A 21,779-nucleotide genomic window follows, 5' to 3' on the forward strand; every position below is an offset into this window, starting at 1 on the left:
GCTTAATTTTTTCTTATAGGAAACGTAATTCTAACTGAAAATCCTTTTTCAGGTTCCAAAATATCAATGTTTCCATTATTGTCATCTATAACATTTTTAACTAAATACATTCCGAGTCCTGTACCAATTTCATTGCCTTTCTTATCTTTTTTACTTGTTGTAAACGGCAAAAATATTTCTTCCTTCTCTTTGAAGACTTTAGACAATCCGTTACCATTGTCCGAATATATGATTTCAATATCATCATCAATTAACTGCAAAAATATTGTGATGTTTCTATCCTGCACCTGATGTAAACTATTAAACGAATCTATTGAATTGTTAATCAAGTTCGTAAAAATTGTATCTAAATCCATCTCAAATGCGCGAAATGAATAATCAATATCTTTTGTCTTGTCATTCAATATCAGATTAATATCTTTTAATTTGAAAGTTTTTGCCCAAATAGCATCTAAAGTCTTTAAATAAGTTGAAAAATTAAGTTTTCCTCTCTTTCTTTTATCCTTTTTCACAGCAGTAAGAGAATAATCAATCCAATGCTTTATTTTTTCCGAATTTTCCTTAAGCAGTTCAATTATATCGTTTCCATCACTGAAATCTATTAATAGCTTATCTTCCTGAGGTGCAAGTTTTTTATATATTCGTTCCAGCAATTTAATTTCTGAAGAATTATTTCTGACCTCCTTCAGCTCATGAGCAAAAGAAGACATTATTAAACCTAAACTTGCAAGCCCCCTGACCTGGACAATTTCCTCATTAAAGAGTTCTTTTGTTTCATCTTCGATAGCTTTAAAAGTATCTTTAAAAGCTTCTTCATATGCTTTTTTCTCTTCTGCTTCTTTCTGTTCAGCAAATAAATCTATTTTTCTATTACTTGTTCCATAGATTTTAATTTCTGCATTCTTTCTTTCCAGTACGATTTTATCAGCCAATAACTCAGCTCTTCTCTGTATTTCTTTCTCTCTTTCCTTCTCTTTTTCTACTGCAAAAAATTTATAAAAAATATTAAGAATTTTTGACCTGTCAAATTCAAATTCATGAATTACTTCAATAATTATATTTTTGAATGTTTCATAAGAATCATTTTCCTGTAAAGCCCCACGGTCAGATTTATCAATTAATAACGGATTATTTTTTCTTGATATCGTTATAATTCCAGCTGTCTGTTCAGGTCTGACTCTCCAGTCTCCAACTCTCTGTCCAGCTCCTGCCGGACTTTGCGCAACTCTTGCACCAAGTTTTAACCAATCATTATCAGGATCTCCATAAGGTCTTACCCTAAATGAGTCTCTGTAGATTTTCACACCTCCAAATTTATCTAAAACACTCCTTCTTTCCCTCTGATTAATTGATTTATACGGATAATTTTCTTTTAAAGAATTATTATATTTCAAATAATAAAAAGTCAGGTCAAATGAACCTACATCTTTCAGCAGCTTTATATTAGCTTCATTCAAATCCCACTTTAAAAGAGTATCAATACTTTTAGAATACTTAAAACTTTTCTTTTCTAATGTTTCTAAATCATAAGGTGCTTTAGCATTTTTAAAGAGAGTTGGAAATCTCTTCTTAAGCATTTCAATATCAATCTCATTTCTTATTATCTCAAAATCAACTGAAAGATCATCCGAATTATACTTTGCCGTGAGCTTATAATCATAGTCATTAAAAAAAGCGGTTTCGACTTTTCCAAATTCGGTTGGTTGCTGAATATGCTCAAAAGTAACCTCAAATAAAATGTTTAACTCTTTAGGCGGAATCAAGGCTTCTAAACTTTTAAAAACCCCAGCAATTTCATCATCAAACCAATCATCTTTCAAGTTTGATATCTTAAGAATAGTCCCCGTATTAAAACTTTTCTCATTAACTAAATCACTGATTTTTAAATTACTAAAGTTTTTAGAAATAAATTGAGAAATATCAACGGTACTGTCTGTTAATTCTGCGGTAATTTCAGAAATTGATTTATCGGAATTATCAAACTGTTTCCAGTCCATATTCCAGTTGTAACCTTTCTTATTCTTTGATATTGTCCACATCTCAGCGTTAAAACCAAGTCTATCCAGTGCGAACCTGCCGATTCCCTTTGCTCCTGTCTTTATTCTTTTCTGCTTTGATATAAAATCTGTTTCCTTATTTCCTGTTCCGATTTTCATCCATTGGTTTTCGATGACATCCTTAGTCATGCCTTCACCATTATCAATTATAAAAATCTGGCTTAATTCATTTTTAAGCACTTTTTTTTCCTTACCCTCATTATCTTTTTCTGTTTCGAAAACTATATCAAAAACAACGAGGCAATTTTTTGCATCGGCGTCATATGAATTTTTAACTAATTCTATAATAGCTCCCTCAGGATTAGAGAAATTTTCTCTTCCTAATAATTTACCTGCTCTGGCAGAAACAATAAAGGGTACTTTTGTCATTTAACTTTATTCTATTATTTTATTGCAAGTAATTAATTTTCTAATATTAACAAATATATTCTTTTAAATTATTTTAAAGCAATTTCTTTATTAATTTAAAACACAATTTAAGAATTCTCAAGTATAATTTACTTAAATCAATTGTATAATTGTATTAAAAAAAATCACCAATAATTAAATAATTGAATACCCATTAAACTTTTTTGATTATGCAGAACATAAAAAAAGATGCCGAAGCATCTATTTTTATTTAAAACAAATCTTTTATATCAACCTTTAAGGCTATTGCAATTAAAGTTAAAGTTTTTACAGTTGGATTCGTTTCCCCTCTTTCTATTCTGGCAATCTGATTTACTGACATACCAATTTCAACAGCTAATTTAGATTGAGAATATTGATCTTTTTCTTCTCTAATTTTCCTTATAGTAGCTCCAAGCTTCTTTTGTACTTTATTTATCTCTTTTTCTTCCACAAGTTAAATTTGCAGCATAAAAAAATATTAATCCTACACATATATGTGTAGTTGTTGTTTTTTTTTATTACATTTGTTTTTGAATTTATATATTTGCGATTCTTCACATAAAAATATTTGAAGCATTCGCTTTGAATCTCGACTTGAAAACTGGAAATTTAAAAGGAACGAGAGGATAAGTAAGATGCTCACGCCTATGGCGTGGGCTCACTTATTGTTCCTCGGTATTTCCAGTACCTCAAGTCAATAAGCTGAGTTCCGCGCCTTTTTAATATTTAGAACTTTCTTATCATTCATAGCAAAATCACTTCTTTTTTAAAGTTTCGCATTAAAATGTTAAACCTTTAAAATCTCATTGCCCGTGCATTAAACCAATCTTCTTTATGACTATTAAGTTGTTTACTTAATGCATAAAAAAAGGCCCTCTAGTTCAGCGACCAAACTTCATAGAGGACCTTAGCTAATCAAACATCCATTTAACTAACCAATCCCAATATTATGAATTATTTTTCATTTTACAAGGATGGAATAGCGCTTTATTGCCTAATTTTTGCAGGCTTTCTGCTGTCTTTCCCTCCTATTTACGCCGGAAACATTGAACGGCATTTCAAATCTATTTCACAACAGCATCAGGTTCAAGGCACTGTGACGGATGGCACTAATCCTCTGCCAGGCGTAACGCTTGCTATTAAAAGTAGAAAAAACAATGCTGTCATTTCAGACTACAGCGGTCAGTACACGATTGCCACTTCATCTAATGACACTCTGGTAGTATCATATATAGGCTTTAAAACTGCCTTGATACCCATTCAGGGACGTTCATCTATAAATATCGTTTTATCGTACGACACCACTACCTTGCAGGAGATCCGAATCAATGCGGGATACTACTCTGTCAAAGAAAGCGAACGCACGGGCAGCATAGCCAAAATCACATCAAAAGACATTGAAAAGCAGCCCGTATCCAATATGCTGGCCACAATGCAGGGACGCATGGCGGGGGTCGATATAATACAGGATTCGGGAACCCCAGGCACAAGCTTTCAGATTAAAATCAGAGGGATGAACAGTCTGCGTGAAGATGGGAATCAGCCTTTGTATATTATCGACGGCGTCCCCTATTCTTCCGACGCAATAGGGTACAGCAATACCAATTCGGGAGTTCCAACCTCGACAGGGCCACTAAACAGTATCAATCCAAGTGACATTGAAAGCATAGAGGTGCTCAAAGATGCGGATGCCACTTCAATTTATGGATCCCGGGGAGCAAACGGAGTGGTCTTGATCACAACCAAAAAAGGAAAATCGGGAAAAACCAGCTTTACGCTCAACGCCTCCACCGGTGCTGGATGGATAACTGCGATGGTGCCTCTAATGGATACATCCCAATATCTTGAAATGCGAAGACAGGCTTTTGCCAATGACGGTATAACTTCTTATCCAGCAACTGCGTATGACATTAACGGCACTTGGGATCAGAAGAGGTATACGGACTGGCAGAAAGAACTCCTGGGAGGCACCTCGGCGATTACTAATCTGCAGGCTTCCATTACGGGAGGCTCTGATCTCACCCAATTTCTTTTAAGCGGCACCTACAGAACTGAAACAACTGTCCTGCCCGGAGATTTCGGATATGACAAAGGAGCTGTACATTTCAACATGAACCACAGCAGCGAGGACAAAAGATTCAAACTTACTTTTTCCGCAGGCTACACCTTTCAAAATAACGTGCAGCCTGGAACCGATCTTACCCGCATTGCCAGAACACTGGCTCCAAATGCCCCATCATTGTATGACCTTGGGGGAAATCTGAATTTTGAAAACAACACATTCAGAAACCCGCTTGCACAGCTGCGGGGTACCAACACTGGCAAGATAAATGATCTGGTGGCTAACGCAGTGCTTAGCTACAGCGTTACACCGCATTTGGAAATAAAAGCCAATCTGGGTTTCACGGACCTGAAAAATTCCGAGCAGCGTCTGCTGCCTTCCACTATGAACAACCCGGCACTAAACATAGGAAGCAGCAGATCATCCATCTATACCAATCTTACATCAAGACAGTCTTGGATAATGGAGCCTCAAATTCGCTGGTTCCATGATTTCAAGGACAGCTCTATCGATGTTCTGATTGGCGGGACTGCACAGCAGCAGTCCACAGCCAGACTCTACCAGTCTGGAAGAGGCTTTGCAAGCAACAGCCAGATTACTGATCTCTCTGCAGCCGTTACCAAATCCATACTTGCAAACGATGAAATTCTGTATAAATATCAGGCATTCTTTGGAAGGATTAATTACAATTTCAAAGAGAAATACATCCTGAATCTGACTGCAAGAAGAGACGGTTCGAGCAGGTTCGGTCCTGGAAGGCAGTTCGCCACTTTTGGAGCTGCAGGCGCGGCGTGGCTGTTTTCCAAGGAAACTTTTATAAAAGAAGATTCTTTTCTGAGTTTTGGCAAACTGCGTGCAAGCTACGGAACCACAGGAAGCGACCAGATCGGAGACTATCAGTTTCTGGACACCTACACAACCTCTGGAAGCTCATACAATGGTATTGTGGGCATGGATCCGACAAGGCTATTCAATCCAAATTTCAGCTGGGAAATAAATAGAAAATTAGAAATAGCGCTTGAAACCGGATTTTTCCATGACAGATTATTTTTTACTGCCGCAGGATACAGAAACAGGTCTTCCAACCAGCTGGTAGGCATACCGCTTCCTGCAACAACAGGATTCAGCTCCGTAAGTGCAAATCTGGATGCCGTTGTCGAAAATTCGGGCCTTGAATTTACCCTTCGCACAATCAACTTCAGCAACCCTAATTTTAAATGGTCTACCAATTTCAATATAACTGTGGCCAGAAACAGGCTCGTTTCATTTCCTGGGCTGGAAGGCTCAACCTACTCAAACAGATATGTCATCGGCAGACCGACAACAATAGCAAAGACCTATCAGTTCAATGGCGTTAATCCATCAACAGGAATCTATGAGTTTGAAGATGTAAACAAGGACGGAATAATTTCCATTGAGGACCGTCAGACTGTAGTCGACCTTACACCTAAATATTACGGGGGACTGCAGAATACCATACAGTATAAACGCCTGCAGCTGGACTTCCTTTTTCAGTTTGTAAAACAGCAGAATTATGATTACAGCTCTTATGTTCCCGGCGGAAGTTTTACAAACCAGCCAAAAGATATGATTCATGCATGGAATAATCAGGGAGATATAATGCCTTATCAGATCAATACCTCAGGACAGAACAGCGCTGCTGTAAATGCGTATTATAATTATTCGGACAGTAATGCGGGCATTGTCGATGCATCCTATATCCGCCTGAAAAATATTTCCCTTAGCTATGATCTGCCATTGGAGACAGTTAAAGGTGTGCAGTGCAGACTATCGCTTCAAGGACAGAACCTGCTCACCTTTACGCCATACAAAAATGGAGATCCAGAATTTAGATTTAGCGGATATCTGCCTCCTTTACAAATATTTACTGCCGGCGTCCAGCTGACTTTCTAACTTAATAACCAGAACCATGAAAAATAGCATAGAAGTTCTGCAGACTGGTTTCTGCAAAAAAAGCAATAGATTTATAATGCTGGCTGTATCAGCCGTCTTGGCATTGATTTTCTTTAACTCCTGCGACAATTTTGTCGAAGTAGACCTGCCTAAATCCCAGCTGACCTCTAATGCGGTCTTTGAGGATGCTGAAACGGCAAATGCAGCAATGGCGGGATTGTACACGAAACTGAGAATGAACGGCATTCTTGCAGGCAGCGCAACGGGACTGTCCTCTATGCTCGGCCTCTACACAGATGAATTCAATTACTACCAGCCCAACAGCGTCAGCAATTTATTCAATAACAGTCTTACTGCGGGAACTCCTCAGGTAAGTGATATCTGGAATCAGAGCTATAATCAGATCTACGTTGCAAACAGCATCATTGAAGGGATCGAAAAATCGACAGCAATCACGCACGATCAAAAGAATCAGCTGATGGGTGAAGCGCTGTTTGTAAGGGCGATTCTCCATTTTACCTTAACTGGCATTTACGGTGATATTCCCTATGTCAGCACAACGGATTATGCAACTAACAGCAAAATCTCAAAAGTGCCGACAGGTCAGATATACCAAAACGCTCTCGAGGATCTTAACAGAGCGGCAGACCTTCTGCCTGAAAAATACATTTCAAATGAGAGAATAAGACCTAATCGAAGTGCAGTCAAAGCCCTGCTTGCAAGGCTTTATCTTTATATGAAATTATATCCTGAAGCCTCTGCCGCTGCATCCTCTGTAATCAATAATCCCTTATACAAAAAGGAAAGCAATCTTGACAGGATATTTCTAAAGGGCAGCACAGAAACAATCTGGCAGCTGATGCCTGGAACTGCTGGCGCCAACACGCAGGAAGGCGACCTCTACATCTTTAAGGTGGGTCCTCCGCCAATTGTAGGCTTGAGAGAAGAATTCATCAATTCATTTGAGCCACAAGATAAAAGAAAGACCCAGTGGACTGCTACAGTGACCAACGGCAATCAAAGGTGGTATTATGCCTATAAGTACAAGCAGGACCAACCTACCGCCAGCTCACTAGAATATTCCGTTGTGCTTCGTCTGGCTGAACAGTATCTGATACGTTCAGAAGCTAGAGCTATTCAGGGAGATCTTACAGGAGCAAAAGAAGATCTGAACATGATCAGAAATGCTGCAGGTCTTTCAAATACCGCCGCAATTTCTTCCGAAGATATTATAGCCGATATTTTGCAGCAGCGCCGTTTTGAACTGTTTACCGAATTTGGCCAGCGGTTCTTTGACCTTAAGCGCTTTGGAAAACTCGATGAAGCCTTGTCCCCTTTAAAACCTGGGTGGGATACCAATGACCGGCTGTGGCCGATTCCTGTTTTGGAATTGAATTCAAATCCAAACCTGAATCCACAGAATCAGGGCTATTAGAAATAAGTAAAGAAATTCAATTCGATGCGGAACCATTTTAGAATTTTTATTTTGAATTTGTTGAATTTGTGGATTTTGCCATCTGCCTGTCCCTGTATGGGACAGGCGAGGCAAATGACGCAAGCCACAGAAGGAGATTATAGCCGCTGGGGTACGCTGGAGCTGAAAAGCATATCAGAGAAAGGAAAATGGATAAGCTTTGAAATGCGATACGAAAGTGCAATGGATACATTGTTTCTCTGCAATACCTCCACAAATAAGACCTACCCATTTCCAAAAGGAAAAGACGGAAAGTTTGCAGGAGAAGCTATATTTGCTTTTCTGGATGCTAAATCCAATCTAAGGCTCTTCAATCTCACTTCTCTAAAAACAGCAGTATTGAAAGATGTGGCCAGCTACGAGCTGCCTTTAAAAGGCAAATTCATCGTAACTGCTTCCACTGGAAGTAAAGATAAATTGCTCACCTTATACAATGGTAATGGAAAAACTCTAGATACCATTAGCGGCATCACTGAGTATGTAATGAATTCTCACAGTGAAGATTTGCTTTACATAACCAAAAAAAATAATTTTTACGAAAGCGGCATTATCCATTTCGGCAATTATCATCAAATCCTGATTATAGAAAAAAGTCCTTATAAGCTTTTTAAGCCCACTTGGCAGGACAATATGAGCAATGCCGCGTTTCTTTCTGTAATGGACTCGGCAAGCAATAAAACAGGGCTCTACTACTACAGAGCTCGAGACAGCCGGGTATTTTCATTTAATTTAAATGATAAGATACTTGGTAAAAACCTGATCATCAATTCCAAGCTGCCTCTTCAGATTTCTAAAGACGGAAAAAAAGTTTTCTTCACGCTAACCCGAAACAAGACATCAAATTCCCAAAAAAGAAATGCAACAGTTGAAATGTGGAATGGAAATGATAAATCGCTTTATCCTGCAAGGTGCATGACGGAAAACGGAACAGGAACTCCGAAAAAAGCAGTCTGGTTTCCTGAAACTGATTCCTTATTTCAGCTCAATGGCAATGGGCAATTCACCGTTGGAATAACCGGAAGACAGGATTTTGCCGTAATCATCGATAAAAACCCTTATGGGCTTCAAGATAAATATTATGAAGAAGCAGATTTTTACATAAAACAATTAAGAAGCGTTAGCACAATCCAATTTCTAAAAAAGCAGTCCATAGATCCTGCGCAGATGAAATTCGACCCTTCCAGTAACAGGATTCTATATTACCGCGAGAAAAACTGGTGGATCTTTAACCCAATTGACAGACAACACATTAACCTCACAGATAATAAACAAATTTCTTGGGATAACGATTCCGAACCTTCAATTAGGAGCCAGTTCAGCGTTTACGGCTGCGCAGGATGGAGTATCGACGGAAAAAACATTCTGCTTTATGACCAGTATGATATATGGATGGCGGCATCTGACGGATCATACATCAGACGATTGACAAAAGGACGCGAAAAGAATATTTCCTTTCGTCTAAATAATCCCACTCTAAATAAAACCTTCTCCATGGAGGAAGATCTTATTCTTGAGAGTAGAAATATAAAAGACCATTCCACAGGATATCATTCTCTGAATTTTAAAGCAGGGGAAAAACTGATTGTATCTGGGAGCAAAAAATTCGAACAGCTTCTGCAAAGCAAAAACCACTGCTTTGCCTATACATCCCAGACTTATAATAATCCTCCCCAACTTGACTTCAAAAAAAACGGTACTAATCCATCAGTCCTATTTGAATCGAATCTACATCAAAAAGAATACTTTTATGGAAAATCAGAAATGGTATACTACCGTGACTCAGCAGGTGAAATGGTCAAGTGCGCACTGATTTATCCAGCAGGTTTCAATCCTTCTAAAAAATATCCAATGATTGTGTACATTTACGAGAATATGTCTAATCTTGTAAATAATTACCAGAATCCTTCCCTGCAGAGCACTATTGGATTTAACATCACCAACTACTCTATTAATGGATATTTTGTGCTTCTGCCTGACATCATCTATAAAAAGGGTAATCCTGGAATATCGGCCTTAGAATCCGTAAAATCCGCCGTTAATGCTGTCCTAGAAAAAGGCTTCGTAGATAGGAAAAAGATCGGACTTTATGGACATTCCTTCGGAGGATATGAGGCTAATTTCATTATTTCGCAGACAGGACTATTTTCCGCTGCGGCATCTGGTGCCGGGATCAGCGACATTGTCGGATACTATTTCAACATCAGCAGAAATGGAATTGCACAGTCAGAGATGTGGCGATTTGAAAGCCAGCAGTATCGAATGGGAAACTCACTTTTTGAAAAAAAGGAAAACTATCTAAAAAATAATCCGCTTTTAAATGCCGATAAAATAAATACTCCTCTACTTCTTTGGTCAGGGAAGGAAGACCGCGTTGTCCCCTACACCCAAAGTGTGGCTTACTACCTCGCTCTTCGCAAGCTTAAAAAGCCAAGTGTAATGCTGATCTACCCTACGGAAGACCATAATATTAAAAAAGCTTCAAATCAGGAAGACCTTAGCAGGAGGATTATCGAGTGGTTTGACTATTTTTTAAAAGATAAAAAAACTGCTGAATGGATTTCTAACGCAACTTCCAATGACTAGCCGAAAAAAAAATGCAGTTTCAATTTGAAACTGCATTATCTTTTGTTAATAATTTGATTCATCTACAGGCGGCGCAATTGGACATTACAATCACTGTTTTCATTATCTTTTCCATAGGCCTCAAAAGAACCGCTGGTACATAATTGCCCGTTTCCTGGCTCACAATTTACAGTTACAGGCTCACAATCGTCCTCTGTCGGATTATGGATGTAAGCTTGAATCACTGCAGATGTTTTACTTTTTTCCGCATCAGCAGTGCTGGCTGCGCCAGCGCTTGCTAGAGCAAATGCTGCCAATGGCAGAGCAAATGCCTTTAAAATTGTTGATTTCATAATATCTAAAATTTAATTATTTAATAGAGACCTACTCTTTTCTACAGGTTTTCGGTCAAGATCCTGCTACCGGCCGGTATATTTTTTATAATTTCTTACTAATACATTATTGAATTGATTCTTTTGCCATATCCATACTTAAGCAGATAATGTCCTGAAATGGCATATAGCGCGGAGTCTGTCGCAAAAAAGTTTCCCATTTTGACATTCTGCGTCTGATCATAGACATAAAAACTAAGCACGTAAGTCTGTTTCGCAATATCGTAAACATCAATTACGGTTGCATTTTTCCATACCTTCTCATCTTCGTATCTTCCTCTAAGCATTGAATTGATAAAAAGCAATTTTCCATTTACAGAAGTGTTTCTGTTGACGGTATAGGGAGGCGCGCTTAATTTTATATCTCCAGACTTTTCTAATTTTACCACTTTTAACTTTGCGTGGACAGTAGTGTCTATGGTGTGCGGTCTAGCCTTAACTTCGAGATTATTCTCAGCAATTATGTACTGGTTCCTGTAATAATAGATGAATACTATCTTCTGCATTTTATCGCTGTACTGCAGAGTTCCGTCTGTGTCAAAAATTCCATCCTTTTGCTTTTGAAATACCTCATCACTATACTGAATATTTGGTGCTGGATAACCTATCCCATAACCCATGATATTCTCGCCTGATGGAGGCTTTTGAGTGCGGAAGGCAAACTGATCTGGATCAAGGAAAACAATACTGGAAAAATGGAACTTTCCCTCTGTAAGTACCGATGCCTTCCAGTTTGAAACCGGTCCTCTATAAATTACTGGCACGGTACCATCCATAACATAAAAATAAGGATAATGGATTCTAACCTCCACGGCTTTATAGCTAAAGTTTTCACGGTTCAAGATAATGGTATGCTTAACTATATTTTTGAAATTCGAGTCCGTTTCAAGTATCTCAAGAGGAGCTTTCCAATTGCCAAGATAAATTTTATTACCATGAACACCGGCAATATAATAAGAATAATTTCGAAGATCAAGCATATTGGTCTTTGCAGCAGAAGCTTTGGGAAAACGTCTTATAAAGGGATTTTCCCTTTCCATTATATCCTCAGAAAAAACAAATAAAATAACCACCATGCCCGCACTGGCAATTGCAACTCCACAAAGTTTTAATAAAACTCCATTGCCTTTAGCGCTCAACATAACAGCTGCCATTGCCATAAAAAGGAATGCGATATTAAAAACAAGATGCTGTCCCCATCCCATCTTCTCCAGAATACCCCCACAGGAGCAAGGTATGAATGAACTGAAATTAAGTATGATGATGATGTATGCCGTAAACATTGCCATTAATGCGGCAGCTAGCCAGAGTGCAAGATATTTAGCCTTTGGAACAGCCAGCAGAACTGAAACAATTATTTCTGCCATAATAACGCCTACTGATACAAAATTTGCAAATGGGCTTAAGAGCGGAGACTGTCCTATCTGGGCGCGGAAATGCTCAAAGTCCATCGCTTTGCTTACTGCGGCATATATAAAAAGCAGAATAAATAATGAGCAGACTGTTTCTACAAAATACTTCTTAAAAGTTGTCCCTAAACTGCGCTTCATGATTTTTCAATTTGATTTCAGATTGTAAAATTCTGAATTAAAACCTCATATCACTTGTAGTATCGGGAGCGATAATTATTCAGGAAGGATTAATGTCCCTTTCATAAAAAAGATTGCCAGTATTGTTTCGGCTTACTTCGTTAGGAGAGGTTCCAAATCGTTTCTTGAATGATTTGGAAAAGTTGGGATAGCTGTTAAAACCATTCATAAAAGAAATATTCTTCAAAGGAATATCGGTCTGTTCAATCATCAGGTATGCTCTTTTGAGCCTTTCCTCCGTATAAAATTTATAAATGCTTGTATGGAAAAAATACCTGAATCCATCTTTAAGCTTGAAATCATTTGTTCCAAAAAGCCTTGCCAGTTCCTTTACTGAAGGCAATGGCTCTGCCAAATTATCAAGTACATAATCATAAACACTCTGCATCAGTCGCGCATCGGCTCTTCTAAAATTATGTTGCCTCTGCTCTGCTATTTCGTGGACTTCTGTAACATCTTCATCAAGCTGGAGAAAAGGCGTTATGAAACTGAGAACAGTAAAGTTGCCGTCCGATAATCTAGATACCGAACACTCAGCACTTACTATCAGCTTTTTGTATGTTACAAAATTCAGTGTAATTATTTCTCCCGCTAAAAGCACTTCTTCCAGTGCCCTTTTCTCAATATCTGACATATCCGAGAAATCATCCTGTAAGAATTCCATAATAGGCCTGTTGAGCATCTCCACGGAATCATAGCCCAAAATTTTCAATGCTCCTTGATTCACATCTTTTATCGAATGATTTTCATCTAAAATAAAAGTAGCGGGAGTCACCATCCTATGAGTAATGTAGGGGTTGACAAAACCCAAGTGGAAGGCGGACTCTTTAAGCTCTTCCGCAACCATGTTGACCAGGACAACCAAAGTTTCAATTTCGTCATCGAAACTGCTCAATGGAATCTGGTTATTGAAATTGCCTCTTGCCATTTCAAACAACATCTTGTGCATCGATACCATCCGCTGGCGGTTGTGAGGGTTTTTCATTTGTACTGATTTTTATATTCTATGACTGACTATTTCCGTCTGTCCTAAATGAAGTCCATTAAATAGTCCAGCGCCTCCTGCTCCACAGTAAAAATTCGGGTAGGCACGGACGGCTTGTTGATTTCCACATAAAAAGTGCTCATAGTCATGGAAACATTCTCACTGCCTATCAGAGCTACTGCTTTTGCAAGAAGTGATCCTGATTTAGCAAGATAGTCTCTGGCCGCCTTGTCAATAGACGCGATTCCCCTAGTATCGCAAAATATGGGAAGCTCCCTTTCATTTTGAAACGCGATCCGGTCCGCAACCACACGCACAGCAACCTGCAGATCTACTGCCGTATTCTGTTTATATTCAAAAAAGAGGATTCCTTTTTCAATCCAGAACCTTGCATTTTGATTCTCAAAAGATTCATGTATGGGGATCATGACCTATAATTTAAAAACTGAAATTTAACAAAAATATAAAGATTTAGAAACATTTTAATTGTCAAATATGGATTATTTCTTGCAAAACATGGTTACTTGTTGTCAAATCGGGAATTACCGTTGCTATATTGGGAGTAAAATATGCTCAAACAAAAATACTTTCAATTTTTATAATGAATTTTAACTATCAGTTCACCTAGTGTTTAAAAAATCAAGTAAAAATCCAAAATAATCTTATAAAGAAATGGCAAAAATCAAGCATAACAATTTTATCGATACGGTCGATACCGTTTTTTCAGGCGCAAAAGACGAGGGAATTTTGCACCTGCACGCAGAAGGCAAATATCTTAATGGCAGAACTATACAGATTCACGGCAGTGAAATGCTGCATTTCGGCACAACAGGCTATCTAGGCCTTGAACAGGACAAAAGGCTGAAAAAAGCCGCAGTTTCCGCAATAAGAAATTATGGAACGCAGTTTCCGCTTTCTAAAACTTATCTATCCCATCCTTTATATGCCGAGCTTGAAAGCAAGATATACAAAATGTATGGCATAGAGCCAATCATAACTAAGAACAGCACTTTAGGTCATATGGCGATCATTCCTACACTGATACGGGATGAAGATGCAGTTATTATTGACCACCAGACACATTGGAGCGTCCAGAATGCCTGCCAGGTGCTAAAGCTAAGGGGAATACCGGTGGAGATGATACGCCACAACAACCTGGAGATGCTTGAAGACAGGATACGTGCACTAAGCAGCAGACCCGGCAAAATATGGTACATGGCCGACGGCGTCTATTCGATGTACGGCGACTATGCACCAGTGCAGGACCTTATACGCCTGACCCATAAGTATCAGCAGCTGCACCTCTATTTTGACGATGTGCACGGTATGAGCTGGAAAGGAAAAAACGGCACGGGCTTTATCTTTGATTCTATTGGAACGCTTCAAGACAATACTGTCGTGGTCAGTACGCTCAGCAAAACTTTTGGCGCAAGCGGTGCCACTTTTTTCTGCACCGATGATAAACTGCGTGAAAAGATCAAAACTTTTGGCGGCCCCCTCACATTCTCTGCACAGCTTGAACCAGCCTCCGTAGGAGCCGCGATCGCATCTTGCGACATACACCTCTCTGAGGAAATCAAGAAGCATCAATCGGAACTTGCTAAAAAAACAGCTCATTTCGGAAATCTGCTTTCAAATACCAGTCTGCCCCTAGTCTCTGATAACGACTCTCCTGTTTTCTTTCTTGGAATGGGAACACCAGCAACAGCTTTTAATTTTACCAAACGCCTCTTCACCGAGGGATTCTACCTGAATCTGGGAATCTACCCGGCCGTACCAATAAAAAATACTGGCATCCGCATCACGATATCTGCACATAATCAGACCAAAGATATATCGGAACTTGTCTCTGCAATGGATCATCATTTCCATAAAGCCGTCGAAGAAACCGGAAGCAGCGAAGAAAAGATACGCCGGGCATTCGGAATGGAAATCATTTCAAAGTTGCCTGCAAAAAAACAGCAGACAGAATTGCTTCAAATTGAAGAGCGAACCACTATATTGGACATCAGCAGGCAGGAATGGAACAAATATCTTGGCATCCACAATATCCTAGACTGGGATGGCATGCGGTATCTTGAGCTTACTTTTGCTGATAGTACTGATCCGGGCAATAAATGGGATATCTTCTATTACATTATCCGTGACCAGAACAAGCAGGTGGTTTTAATGACATTCTGCACATGCGGCATCTGGAAAGATGATATGCTCGCCACGGAATCAGTATCAAGACATCTTGAAAATCTCCGAAAAACTGACCCGATGCATATGACATCCAAAGTGCTTAGTACCGGATCGTTGTTTACCGAAGGTCTTCATTGCTATATTGACGAGACCCATCCTCTGGCAGAGCATTCATTGCGAATGCTCTTGAACAGACTGGAAGAAAAATACAATTCCCTGGCTGCCGATATGCTAGTTCTGCGCGATTTTGATCACGGATTCCAATGGGATGAAATAGTGAGAAATCAAGGGTATTTTAGGATTGATATGCCAGAATCATGTGTTCTCGAAAGTAAGCATTTGGATGCATTAAATAGTTATGGCGATTTTCTTTCACCACGTTCCCGCAGACATTTCAGTAAAGAAATACTTCCTTTTGAAAAATACTATGATGTGGAGATAAAAAACACTCTAAATGAAGAAGAGCTAAAGTGGGCCTACAAACTTTACTGCAATGTCAAGGAGCGAAATTTGGCTATAAATACTTTCACCTTTAGCAGGGAAGTATTTCAAAACATGAACAGCTGTCCGGGCTGGGAATTTATAACCCTCTCGCTTAGAGATTCGGTCCAACGAAATTTCTGTGGAATAATGTTCTGCTACAAAAATTCATCAGCTGTATATGTGCCCGAACTTATCGGAATGGACTATGTCGCCTCAGAAGGACTCAATCTCTACAGACAGCTTTTATACCAAACCATCAAAAGAGCGCGAGAGCTTAAAATTGAAAGGATTGACTTTGGCATATCGGCAACCTTTGAGAAAAAAAAACTTGGCGCTTCTGTCATACCTAAAGTAGCATACATGCAGGCTCGGGACAATTATGCGATGGAACTCATGCAGACCCTGCAGAACGAAACCATTACCGCACGCTGATCCAGCCAAAATATATTTCCACAAAAAAACCACAATAAATTTATGGGCAGTGATGCCCACAGCTTTTCCTTGTTCAAATAAATCTAAAATCTGTTGTCATGATAAGATCCACATGTGAGAACGCACTTCAGGTTATTCGAAAAGCAGAACAGCAATTCAGCTTAGATCCTGAAGATATAATTGAAAAATCCTACCAGATGACCACCGTACTTCGAAACTTGCTTTGTACGGTAAAGAAAAATGTTTTAGAAAAGGGATTCTCTGATGAAAATGAAGAGATTAATTTTTTTAAAAGCGTTAAACCCCAGATACTGGGTAAACTGATATTCTACAATAAAGTTTTCCGCATTGAGGCATCCTGTCCTATGATAAGCGGTAAAATGCACCACAAATATTTTTCAAATGAGCTCAATCTTCTCAAGCAGGAATATAAAGAGCATTTTTACAACAATGATTTTTACCGATACTACCGCACAGGAAGAACTGAATGGGATCACCATTTCTTTTGCCTTGGCAAAATAGACCTTCATGAGGGAGTAAATAGTTTTGTTTTTGAGATCGATCCTGAATTTTCTACCTACTATGATTATAAAGTGGCGCGCATCATAGCAAACGAACTGCTTTACAGCTACCTTAGCTCCAAAATTGAACCCGAAACCGAACAAACCAGCATATTTTTGGAAGGCAATTCGGCAAACAGGGATTTTTTCTGGACAGATTCAAAAAATGCCCTGATCGAATTGATTTATGCCCTCCATGCCTCTGGCAGCATTTCTCATGGAAAAGCCGGAATCCGTAAAATAAGCACGGTATTCCAGCTTCTGTTCAGAGTGCAGCTCGGCGATGTCCATCATGCCTTCCATCGGATGAAAGACAGGACTGACAGCAAAAGCATATTTCTGGATCAGCTGAAGACTTCCCTTAAACAGCATATGGAAAAAGAACTGTAGCGTCTTATACATTCCTCTTGCCAATATGATGCAATTGGCATCAAATGGCCGACTGCATACAGCGGTATTATCACCACTGCCCTGTTCAATCAAATCAAGCATTCAGGACAATTTCTATAATCGTTAAAATTTTCCCAAAACAGCATTTTACATTGGCAGGCATTGGCAGTGAAAGACTTATGCTTTTGGCAATTTTGCACCATTAATGCAAAACAAAACGCCATGAACATAGACAGAATGGAATTCATCTCTTGGATGGAAAGGATAATGGAACGTTTCGATCTTATGGGAGCGCACATCAGAGAACTTGAAAAAAAACGCGGAAGCATCGACGGGGAAGAGCTTTTGGACAATCAGGATATATTGCAGATGCTCAAAATAAGCTCAAGGTCTCTGCAGCGCTACCGCTCTTCACGAAGGCTTCCCTATTATACTATCAGCGGAAAAATATATTATAAGCTCTCTGATGTGCACCAGTTCATCAGAGAAAGCTTTAATGTCCGAATGCCAAAATCTCATGCCAACGGATGAAAAAGGATGCCAGAATACTCCAGCTTTTTATAGTCACATTCACCGTTTTTAATTTCGCATATGAATATAAAATTTAAAAATTATGGACGAAAAAAATACAGATAAACCCAAAATTACAGAAGAGCTATCGGATATTCTGCTGGTCTTGGATAAAGAAAAAAAGAAAATCCTGGCGGTAAAAGGCATTGACAAGGACGGCAATCTGCAGACCACTGAACCCAGCCGGAAAAATCAAAATCAGTTTATGCGGGTAGATAAGCAGGGAGATTTATTCTCGAATTTTTTTTCCAATTTTTTCAGCCAGCTGAAGAACCCAACTAATTTTTCGTTCTTCAAAATCCCCGCACTGCTGGCTGTCGATATTTCGAAAGACATGCAGAAACAGATAGATTGTCCGACTCCTGAAGGCGACCAATTAATGAAACAGCACGAAGTAAAAGAATATGAACAAAAAAATAATATTAATATGGAAACAGCACAGACAAATCCGGAAACAAGCGAATACAAATACAAGCCGGAACAGATTGATTGGGAAACATTGAACCATCTTGGTTTAAGCAAAGAAAAACTGGAAAAAATGAGCCTCCTGGATCCGCTTCTAAAGGGATACAAAACAAATGAACTCGTACCGGTAAGCCTCAATCTCGGCACTGCCGTCACCAGAATGGATGCCCGTTTATCACTGAAACAAAACGACGAAGGACAGGTTGTGGTAGCCATCCACGGCATCAGAAAAGAACCTAATCTTAATTACTCTTTTTTCGGCCACGAGTTTAGCAAGGAAGACAAAGAGAATCTTCTAGGGACAGGTAATATGGGCCGCGTGGTAAATCTCACCAATCCGAAAAACAATGAAATCATGCCCTCGATCATCAGCATAGACAGGCTCACCAATGAGGTGGTGGCGCTGCGTACGGATTTCATCAAAATTCCAGATGAAATTAAAGGAATAAAGCTGAATCAAGAGCAAAAGCTGACTCTCTTGGAAGGAAAACCGCTTGCATTGGAAGGGATGGTCTCCAAGAAGGGAACCGCCTTTGACGCGACTGTCCAGTTCAATGCCGACAAACGTTTTGTGGAATTTCTCTTTGATAGAAACGACCCAAATAAGCAGGCACAAAATAACCAGCAGAACCAGACTCAGGGGGCACCAAAAACTTTTAGGGATAAAGAACTCAACAATGAGCAGCATCAAAAGCTTAAAGATGGACAGACGGTCTATATCAGCGGTTTAGTGGACAAGAAAGGGAAAGAATATAACGGATATATTACCTACAATAAAGAAACCAATAAAACAGATTTTTCATTCCAAAATCCAGACAAGATCAAAGAGCAGATAAAGCCATCAGAAGCGCATAAAACCCAGACTGCCGTGAATTCAGAAGGAAAAACTAATGAAGCCACTAAAAACATAAATGAACCCTTAAAATCAGGACAGACAAATCCTGATAACAAAAAACAGCAGGAACAGCAAGAAGATTCTCCGTCTTCAGACAAATCAAAAGGGCGTAAAATGTAATGATATGATCACAGTTATTGCAGAAAAACCAAGCGTAGCAAGGGAAATAGCCGTTATAATCAGAGCCACAGAAAAAAAGGATGGCTATCTGACAGGTAACGGCTATTTTGTTACATGGTCAATAGGCCATCTTGTAGGATTAGGAATGCCTGATGATTACGGAATCAAGGGATTTGACAAAGCATCATTGCCAATACTGCCAAACCCTTTTTTACTGACCGTCCGAAAGGCCAATAAAGATAAAGGCCGCCCTGCCGATACAGGCGCAATAAAGCAGCTGAAAATCATTGAAGATCTATTTAATCAAAGCGACAGCATTATCGCGGCAACCGATGCAGGACGCGAAGGCGAACTCATTTTCAGGTACATTTACCAATACCTGAAATGCAGCAAACCCTTTAAGCGTCTATGGATAAGCTCACTTACCGAAAAAGCCATCAAACATGGGTTTGACAATTTAAAAGACGGAAAAGAATTTGACGCATTATATCAGGCAGCACAGGCTAGAAGCCGTGCCGACTGGCTGGTGGGCATCAATGCGACACAAGCGCTCTCCATAGCGGTTTCCAATGGTATCTATTCCCTTGGAAGAGTGCAGACCCCTACACTGGCTTTAGTGTGCAGTCGCTATATGGAAAACAGGAATTTCCTGGTAAAAAATTATTGGCAGATACAGCTGTCGCATAACAAAGATCTGACAGATTTTAAAAGCATCTCAAAAATCAAATGGGAAGACAGAAAACTTGCCGGCAATGTGATGAAAACCATTCAGCGAAGCCCAACGGCAATGGTCACATCGGCGGAAGTCAGAATCGTCACAGAGCAACCTCCTTTACTGTTTGACCTTACCGGCCTTCAGAAAGAAGCCAATAAAAAACTGAACCTTTCTGCCGAGGAAACCCTCAATATTTCACAAAGCCTTTACGAAAAGAAGTTTATCACATATCCGCGAACTGGTAGCAAATACATTCCTGAAGACATTTGGCCCGAAATTCCCAGCCTTGTAAGAGCTTTACAAAAGAGGGAAAACTTCAAGCAGGCCATTTCCCAAATAAAATGGGGCAGATTCAATAAGCGTATCGTGAACGATCTGCGAATAACTGACCATCATGGATTATTGATTACAGATAAGATTCCGTCGGCCCTTAATGCAAAGGAAAATGCTGTTTATAATATGATTGCGTTTCGATTGCTTGAAGCCGTTTCCGAGCCCTGCGTCAAAGAATTGACCGATATCGGGCTACAAATAATGCATTACGATTTTACTGCGAAAGGCTCCCGAATTATTGAGGCAGGATGGCGGTCCATTAAAGGCAGTTTCTCCAATGATACTGAACCCCTGCTGGATCTGCCTGAGCTGAAAAAAGGCGATGACCTTAAAATAAAAGAGCTTTGCATTTTGGAAAAGAAAACAAAACCGCCTTTTCTTCATACCGAGGCAAGCCTTTTATCGGCTATGGAAAGTGCCGGAAATGATATCGAAAATGAAGACGAACGGAAAGCTTTACAGCATATTGGCATCGGCACTCCTGCAACAAGAGCGGCCGTCATCGAAACTCTATTTACACGCAATTATATCCAACGCGATATGAAATCCTTAATCCCGACTGGAAAAGGGCTGCAGGTTTACGAATTGGTAAAAGACAGAAAGTTTGCTGATATTTCAATGACTGCACAATGGGAGCTTGCCCTGCAGAAAATCGAAACCAATAAAGCTGATGCTGGAGTGTTTTTAAAGCAAATGGAAAATTATGCATCAAGCATTACAGATGAATTATTGCAGACTGCTATTGCCCAAAACGACTTGCCGGAACTTCTATGTCCAAAGTGCAGAACCCAGCATCTTATTATTCATGAGAAAATAGTGAAATGTCCTAATGAGGCCTGCAGCTGGAGACAGTACCGTTGTGTTTGCGGCGCACAAATCAGCATAGAAAATATCGAAAACCTTATCAAGCAAGGGAGAACCTCTCTAATCAAGGGAATGAAAAGCAGATCGGAAAATAAGTTTGATGCCTATATCGTACTTAATGAAAATGCAGAAAGCTCCTTTGAGTTTTCACCAAACAAAAACCATAAAAAAAACGGAGAATAACCCTCGCATGAGGATCGGCTTTTTCTGGTAAATGAAAAGTAAGTTAATTATAATCTGTAGATGTAAATACTATTATAAACCCTCTGATGATTCAGAGGGTTTTATTTTCGAAGTAATCTTTACATAATCGATATTTTTTTGCCAAAACCTGCCACACTCG

General features: G+C 39.3%; 14 protein-coding genes. 8 read left to right on the plus strand and 6 right to left on the minus strand.

The features are described from left to right. Positions 1 to 2: 2 nt before the first annotated feature. Positions 3 to 2,426 carry an ATP-binding protein gene (locus AAYQ05_RS14680; protein WP_343544204.1) on the minus strand — a complete coding sequence of 808 codons (2,424 nt, stop codon included), beginning with the start codon at positions 2,424 to 2,426 and terminating at the stop codon, positions 3 to 5. A gap of 250 nt (positions 2,427 to 2,676) precedes the next feature. Next, entirely contained in the window at positions 2,677 to 2,898 is a 222-nt protein-coding gene (locus tag AAYQ05_RS14685; protein WP_343544205.1) for a helix-turn-helix domain-containing protein, read from the minus strand. 498 nt (positions 2,899 to 3,396) lie between these two features. Here AAYQ05_RS14685 and AAYQ05_RS14690 point away from each other — a divergent pair, with 498 nt between their 5' ends. The 3 genes from AAYQ05_RS14690 (at position 3,397) to AAYQ05_RS14700 (ending at position 10,480) form a co-directional block, all read left to right on the plus strand. Then, a complete protein-coding gene (locus AAYQ05_RS14690; protein WP_343544206.1) occupies positions 3,397 to 6,423 on the plus strand; it encodes a SusC/RagA family TonB-linked outer membrane protein in 3,027 nt (1,008 codons plus the stop codon). 16 nt (positions 6,424 to 6,439) lie between these two features. Further along, positions 6,440 to 7,858, plus strand: a complete 1,419-nt coding sequence (locus tag AAYQ05_RS14695) for a RagB/SusD family nutrient uptake outer membrane protein (RefSeq protein ID WP_343544207.1) — start codon at positions 6,440 to 6,442, stop codon at positions 7,856 to 7,858. Positions 7,859 to 7,933: 75 nt separating this feature from the next. Further along, a complete protein-coding gene (locus AAYQ05_RS14700) occupies positions 7,934 to 10,480 on the plus strand; it encodes an alpha/beta hydrolase family protein (RefSeq protein ID WP_343544208.1) in 2,547 nt (848 codons plus the stop codon). 62 nt (positions 10,481 to 10,542) lie between these two features. On the opposite strand, the gene AAYQ05_RS14705 is transcribed toward AAYQ05_RS14700, so the two are convergent. The 4 genes from AAYQ05_RS14705 to AAYQ05_RS14720 all read right to left on the minus strand — a co-directional run bounded on the left by AAYQ05_RS14705 (position 10,543) and on the right by AAYQ05_RS14720 (position 13,853). Beyond that, positions 10,543 to 10,812, minus strand: coding sequence for a hypothetical protein (locus AAYQ05_RS14705; protein ID WP_343544209.1), 270 nt, complete (start codon positions 10,810 to 10,812; stop codon positions 10,543 to 10,545). Between the two features lie 98 nt (positions 10,813 to 10,910). Next, positions 10,911 to 12,401: a MauE/DoxX family redox-associated membrane protein gene (locus AAYQ05_RS14710; RefSeq protein ID WP_343544210.1), complete on the minus strand. Its 1,491-nt coding sequence runs from the start codon at positions 12,399 to 12,401 to the stop codon at positions 10,911 to 10,913. Between the two features lie 79 nt (positions 12,402 to 12,480). Continuing rightward, positions 12,481 to 13,425, minus strand: a complete 945-nt coding sequence (locus tag AAYQ05_RS14715; protein WP_343544211.1) for a helix-turn-helix domain-containing protein — start codon at positions 13,423 to 13,425, stop codon at positions 12,481 to 12,483. Positions 13,426 to 13,469: 44 nt separating this feature from the next. Continuing rightward, complete coding sequence (locus AAYQ05_RS14720) at positions 13,470 to 13,853, minus strand: DUF7793 family protein (RefSeq protein WP_343544212.1); 384 nt, start codon at positions 13,851 to 13,853, stop codon at positions 13,470 to 13,472. 244 nt (positions 13,854 to 14,097) lie between these two features. Between AAYQ05_RS14720 and AAYQ05_RS14725 the strand changes: the two genes are divergently transcribed. From AAYQ05_RS14725 to AAYQ05_RS14745, 5 genes are all read left to right on the plus strand, one after another. Then, positions 14,098 to 16,524, plus strand: coding sequence for an aminotransferase class I/II-fold pyridoxal phosphate-dependent enzyme (locus AAYQ05_RS14725; protein WP_343544213.1), 2,427 nt, complete (start codon positions 14,098 to 14,100; stop codon positions 16,522 to 16,524). Between the two features lie 98 nt (positions 16,525 to 16,622). Beyond that, complete coding sequence (locus tag AAYQ05_RS14730) at positions 16,623 to 17,474, plus strand: RteC domain-containing protein (RefSeq protein WP_343544214.1); 852 nt, start codon at positions 16,623 to 16,625, stop codon at positions 17,472 to 17,474. Between the two features lie 222 nt (positions 17,475 to 17,696). After that, a complete protein-coding gene (locus AAYQ05_RS14735) occupies positions 17,697 to 18,005 on the plus strand; it encodes a helix-turn-helix domain-containing protein (RefSeq protein ID WP_276173394.1) in 309 nt (102 codons plus the stop codon). A gap of 82 nt (positions 18,006 to 18,087) precedes the next feature. Continuing rightward, complete coding sequence (locus AAYQ05_RS14740) at positions 18,088 to 19,524, plus strand: DUF3945 domain-containing protein (RefSeq protein ID WP_343544215.1); 1,437 nt, start codon at positions 18,088 to 18,090, stop codon at positions 19,522 to 19,524. 4 nt (positions 19,525 to 19,528) lie between these two features. Further along, positions 19,529 to 21,619, plus strand: coding sequence for a type IA DNA topoisomerase (locus AAYQ05_RS14745; protein ID WP_343544216.1), 2,091 nt, complete (start codon positions 19,529 to 19,531; stop codon positions 21,617 to 21,619). Positions 21,620 to 21,779 lie beyond the last annotated feature (160 nt).

The sequence above is a fragment of the Flavobacterium movens genome (assembly GCF_039581425.1).
In the GTDB taxonomy this organism is placed as follows: domain Bacteria; phylum Bacteroidota; class Bacteroidia; order Flavobacteriales; family Flavobacteriaceae; genus Flavobacterium; species Flavobacterium luteolum.

Coding starts and splice junctions, on each gene's coding strand:
- AAYQ05_RS14710 (WP_343544210.1), bottom strand. CDS start 12,401: ATGAAGCGCAGTTTAGGGACAACTTTTAAGAAGTATTTTGTAGAAACA.
- AAYQ05_RS14705 (WP_343544209.1), bottom strand. CDS start 10,812: ATGAAATCAACAATTTTAAAGGCATTTGCTCTGCCATTGGCAGCATTT.
- AAYQ05_RS14680 (WP_343544204.1), bottom strand. CDS start 2,426: ATGACAAAAGTACCCTTTATTGTTTCTGCCAGAGCAGGTAAATTATTA.
- AAYQ05_RS14725 (WP_343544213.1), top strand. CDS start 14,098: ATGGCAAAAATCAAGCATAACAATTTTATCGATACGGTCGATACCGTT.
- AAYQ05_RS14715 (WP_343544211.1), bottom strand. CDS start 13,425: ATGAAAAACCCTCACAACCGCCAGCGGATGGTATCGATGCACAAGATG.
- AAYQ05_RS14690 (WP_343544206.1), top strand. CDS start 3,397: ATGAATTATTTTTCATTTTACAAGGATGGAATAGCGCTTTATTGCCTA.
- AAYQ05_RS14745 (WP_343544216.1), top strand. CDS start 19,529: ATGATCACAGTTATTGCAGAAAAACCAAGCGTAGCAAGGGAAATAGCC.
- AAYQ05_RS14695 (WP_343544207.1), top strand. CDS start 6,440: ATGAAAAATAGCATAGAAGTTCTGCAGACTGGTTTCTGCAAAAAAAGC.
- AAYQ05_RS14720 (WP_343544212.1), bottom strand. CDS start 13,853: ATGATCCCCATACATGAATCTTTTGAGAATCAAAATGCAAGGTTCTGG.
- AAYQ05_RS14740 (WP_343544215.1), top strand. CDS start 18,088: ATGGACGAAAAAAATACAGATAAACCCAAAATTACAGAAGAGCTATCG.
- AAYQ05_RS14730 (WP_343544214.1), top strand. CDS start 16,623: ATGATAAGATCCACATGTGAGAACGCACTTCAGGTTATTCGAAAAGCA.
- AAYQ05_RS14735 (WP_276173394.1), top strand. CDS start 17,697: ATGAACATAGACAGAATGGAATTCATCTCTTGGATGGAAAGGATAATG.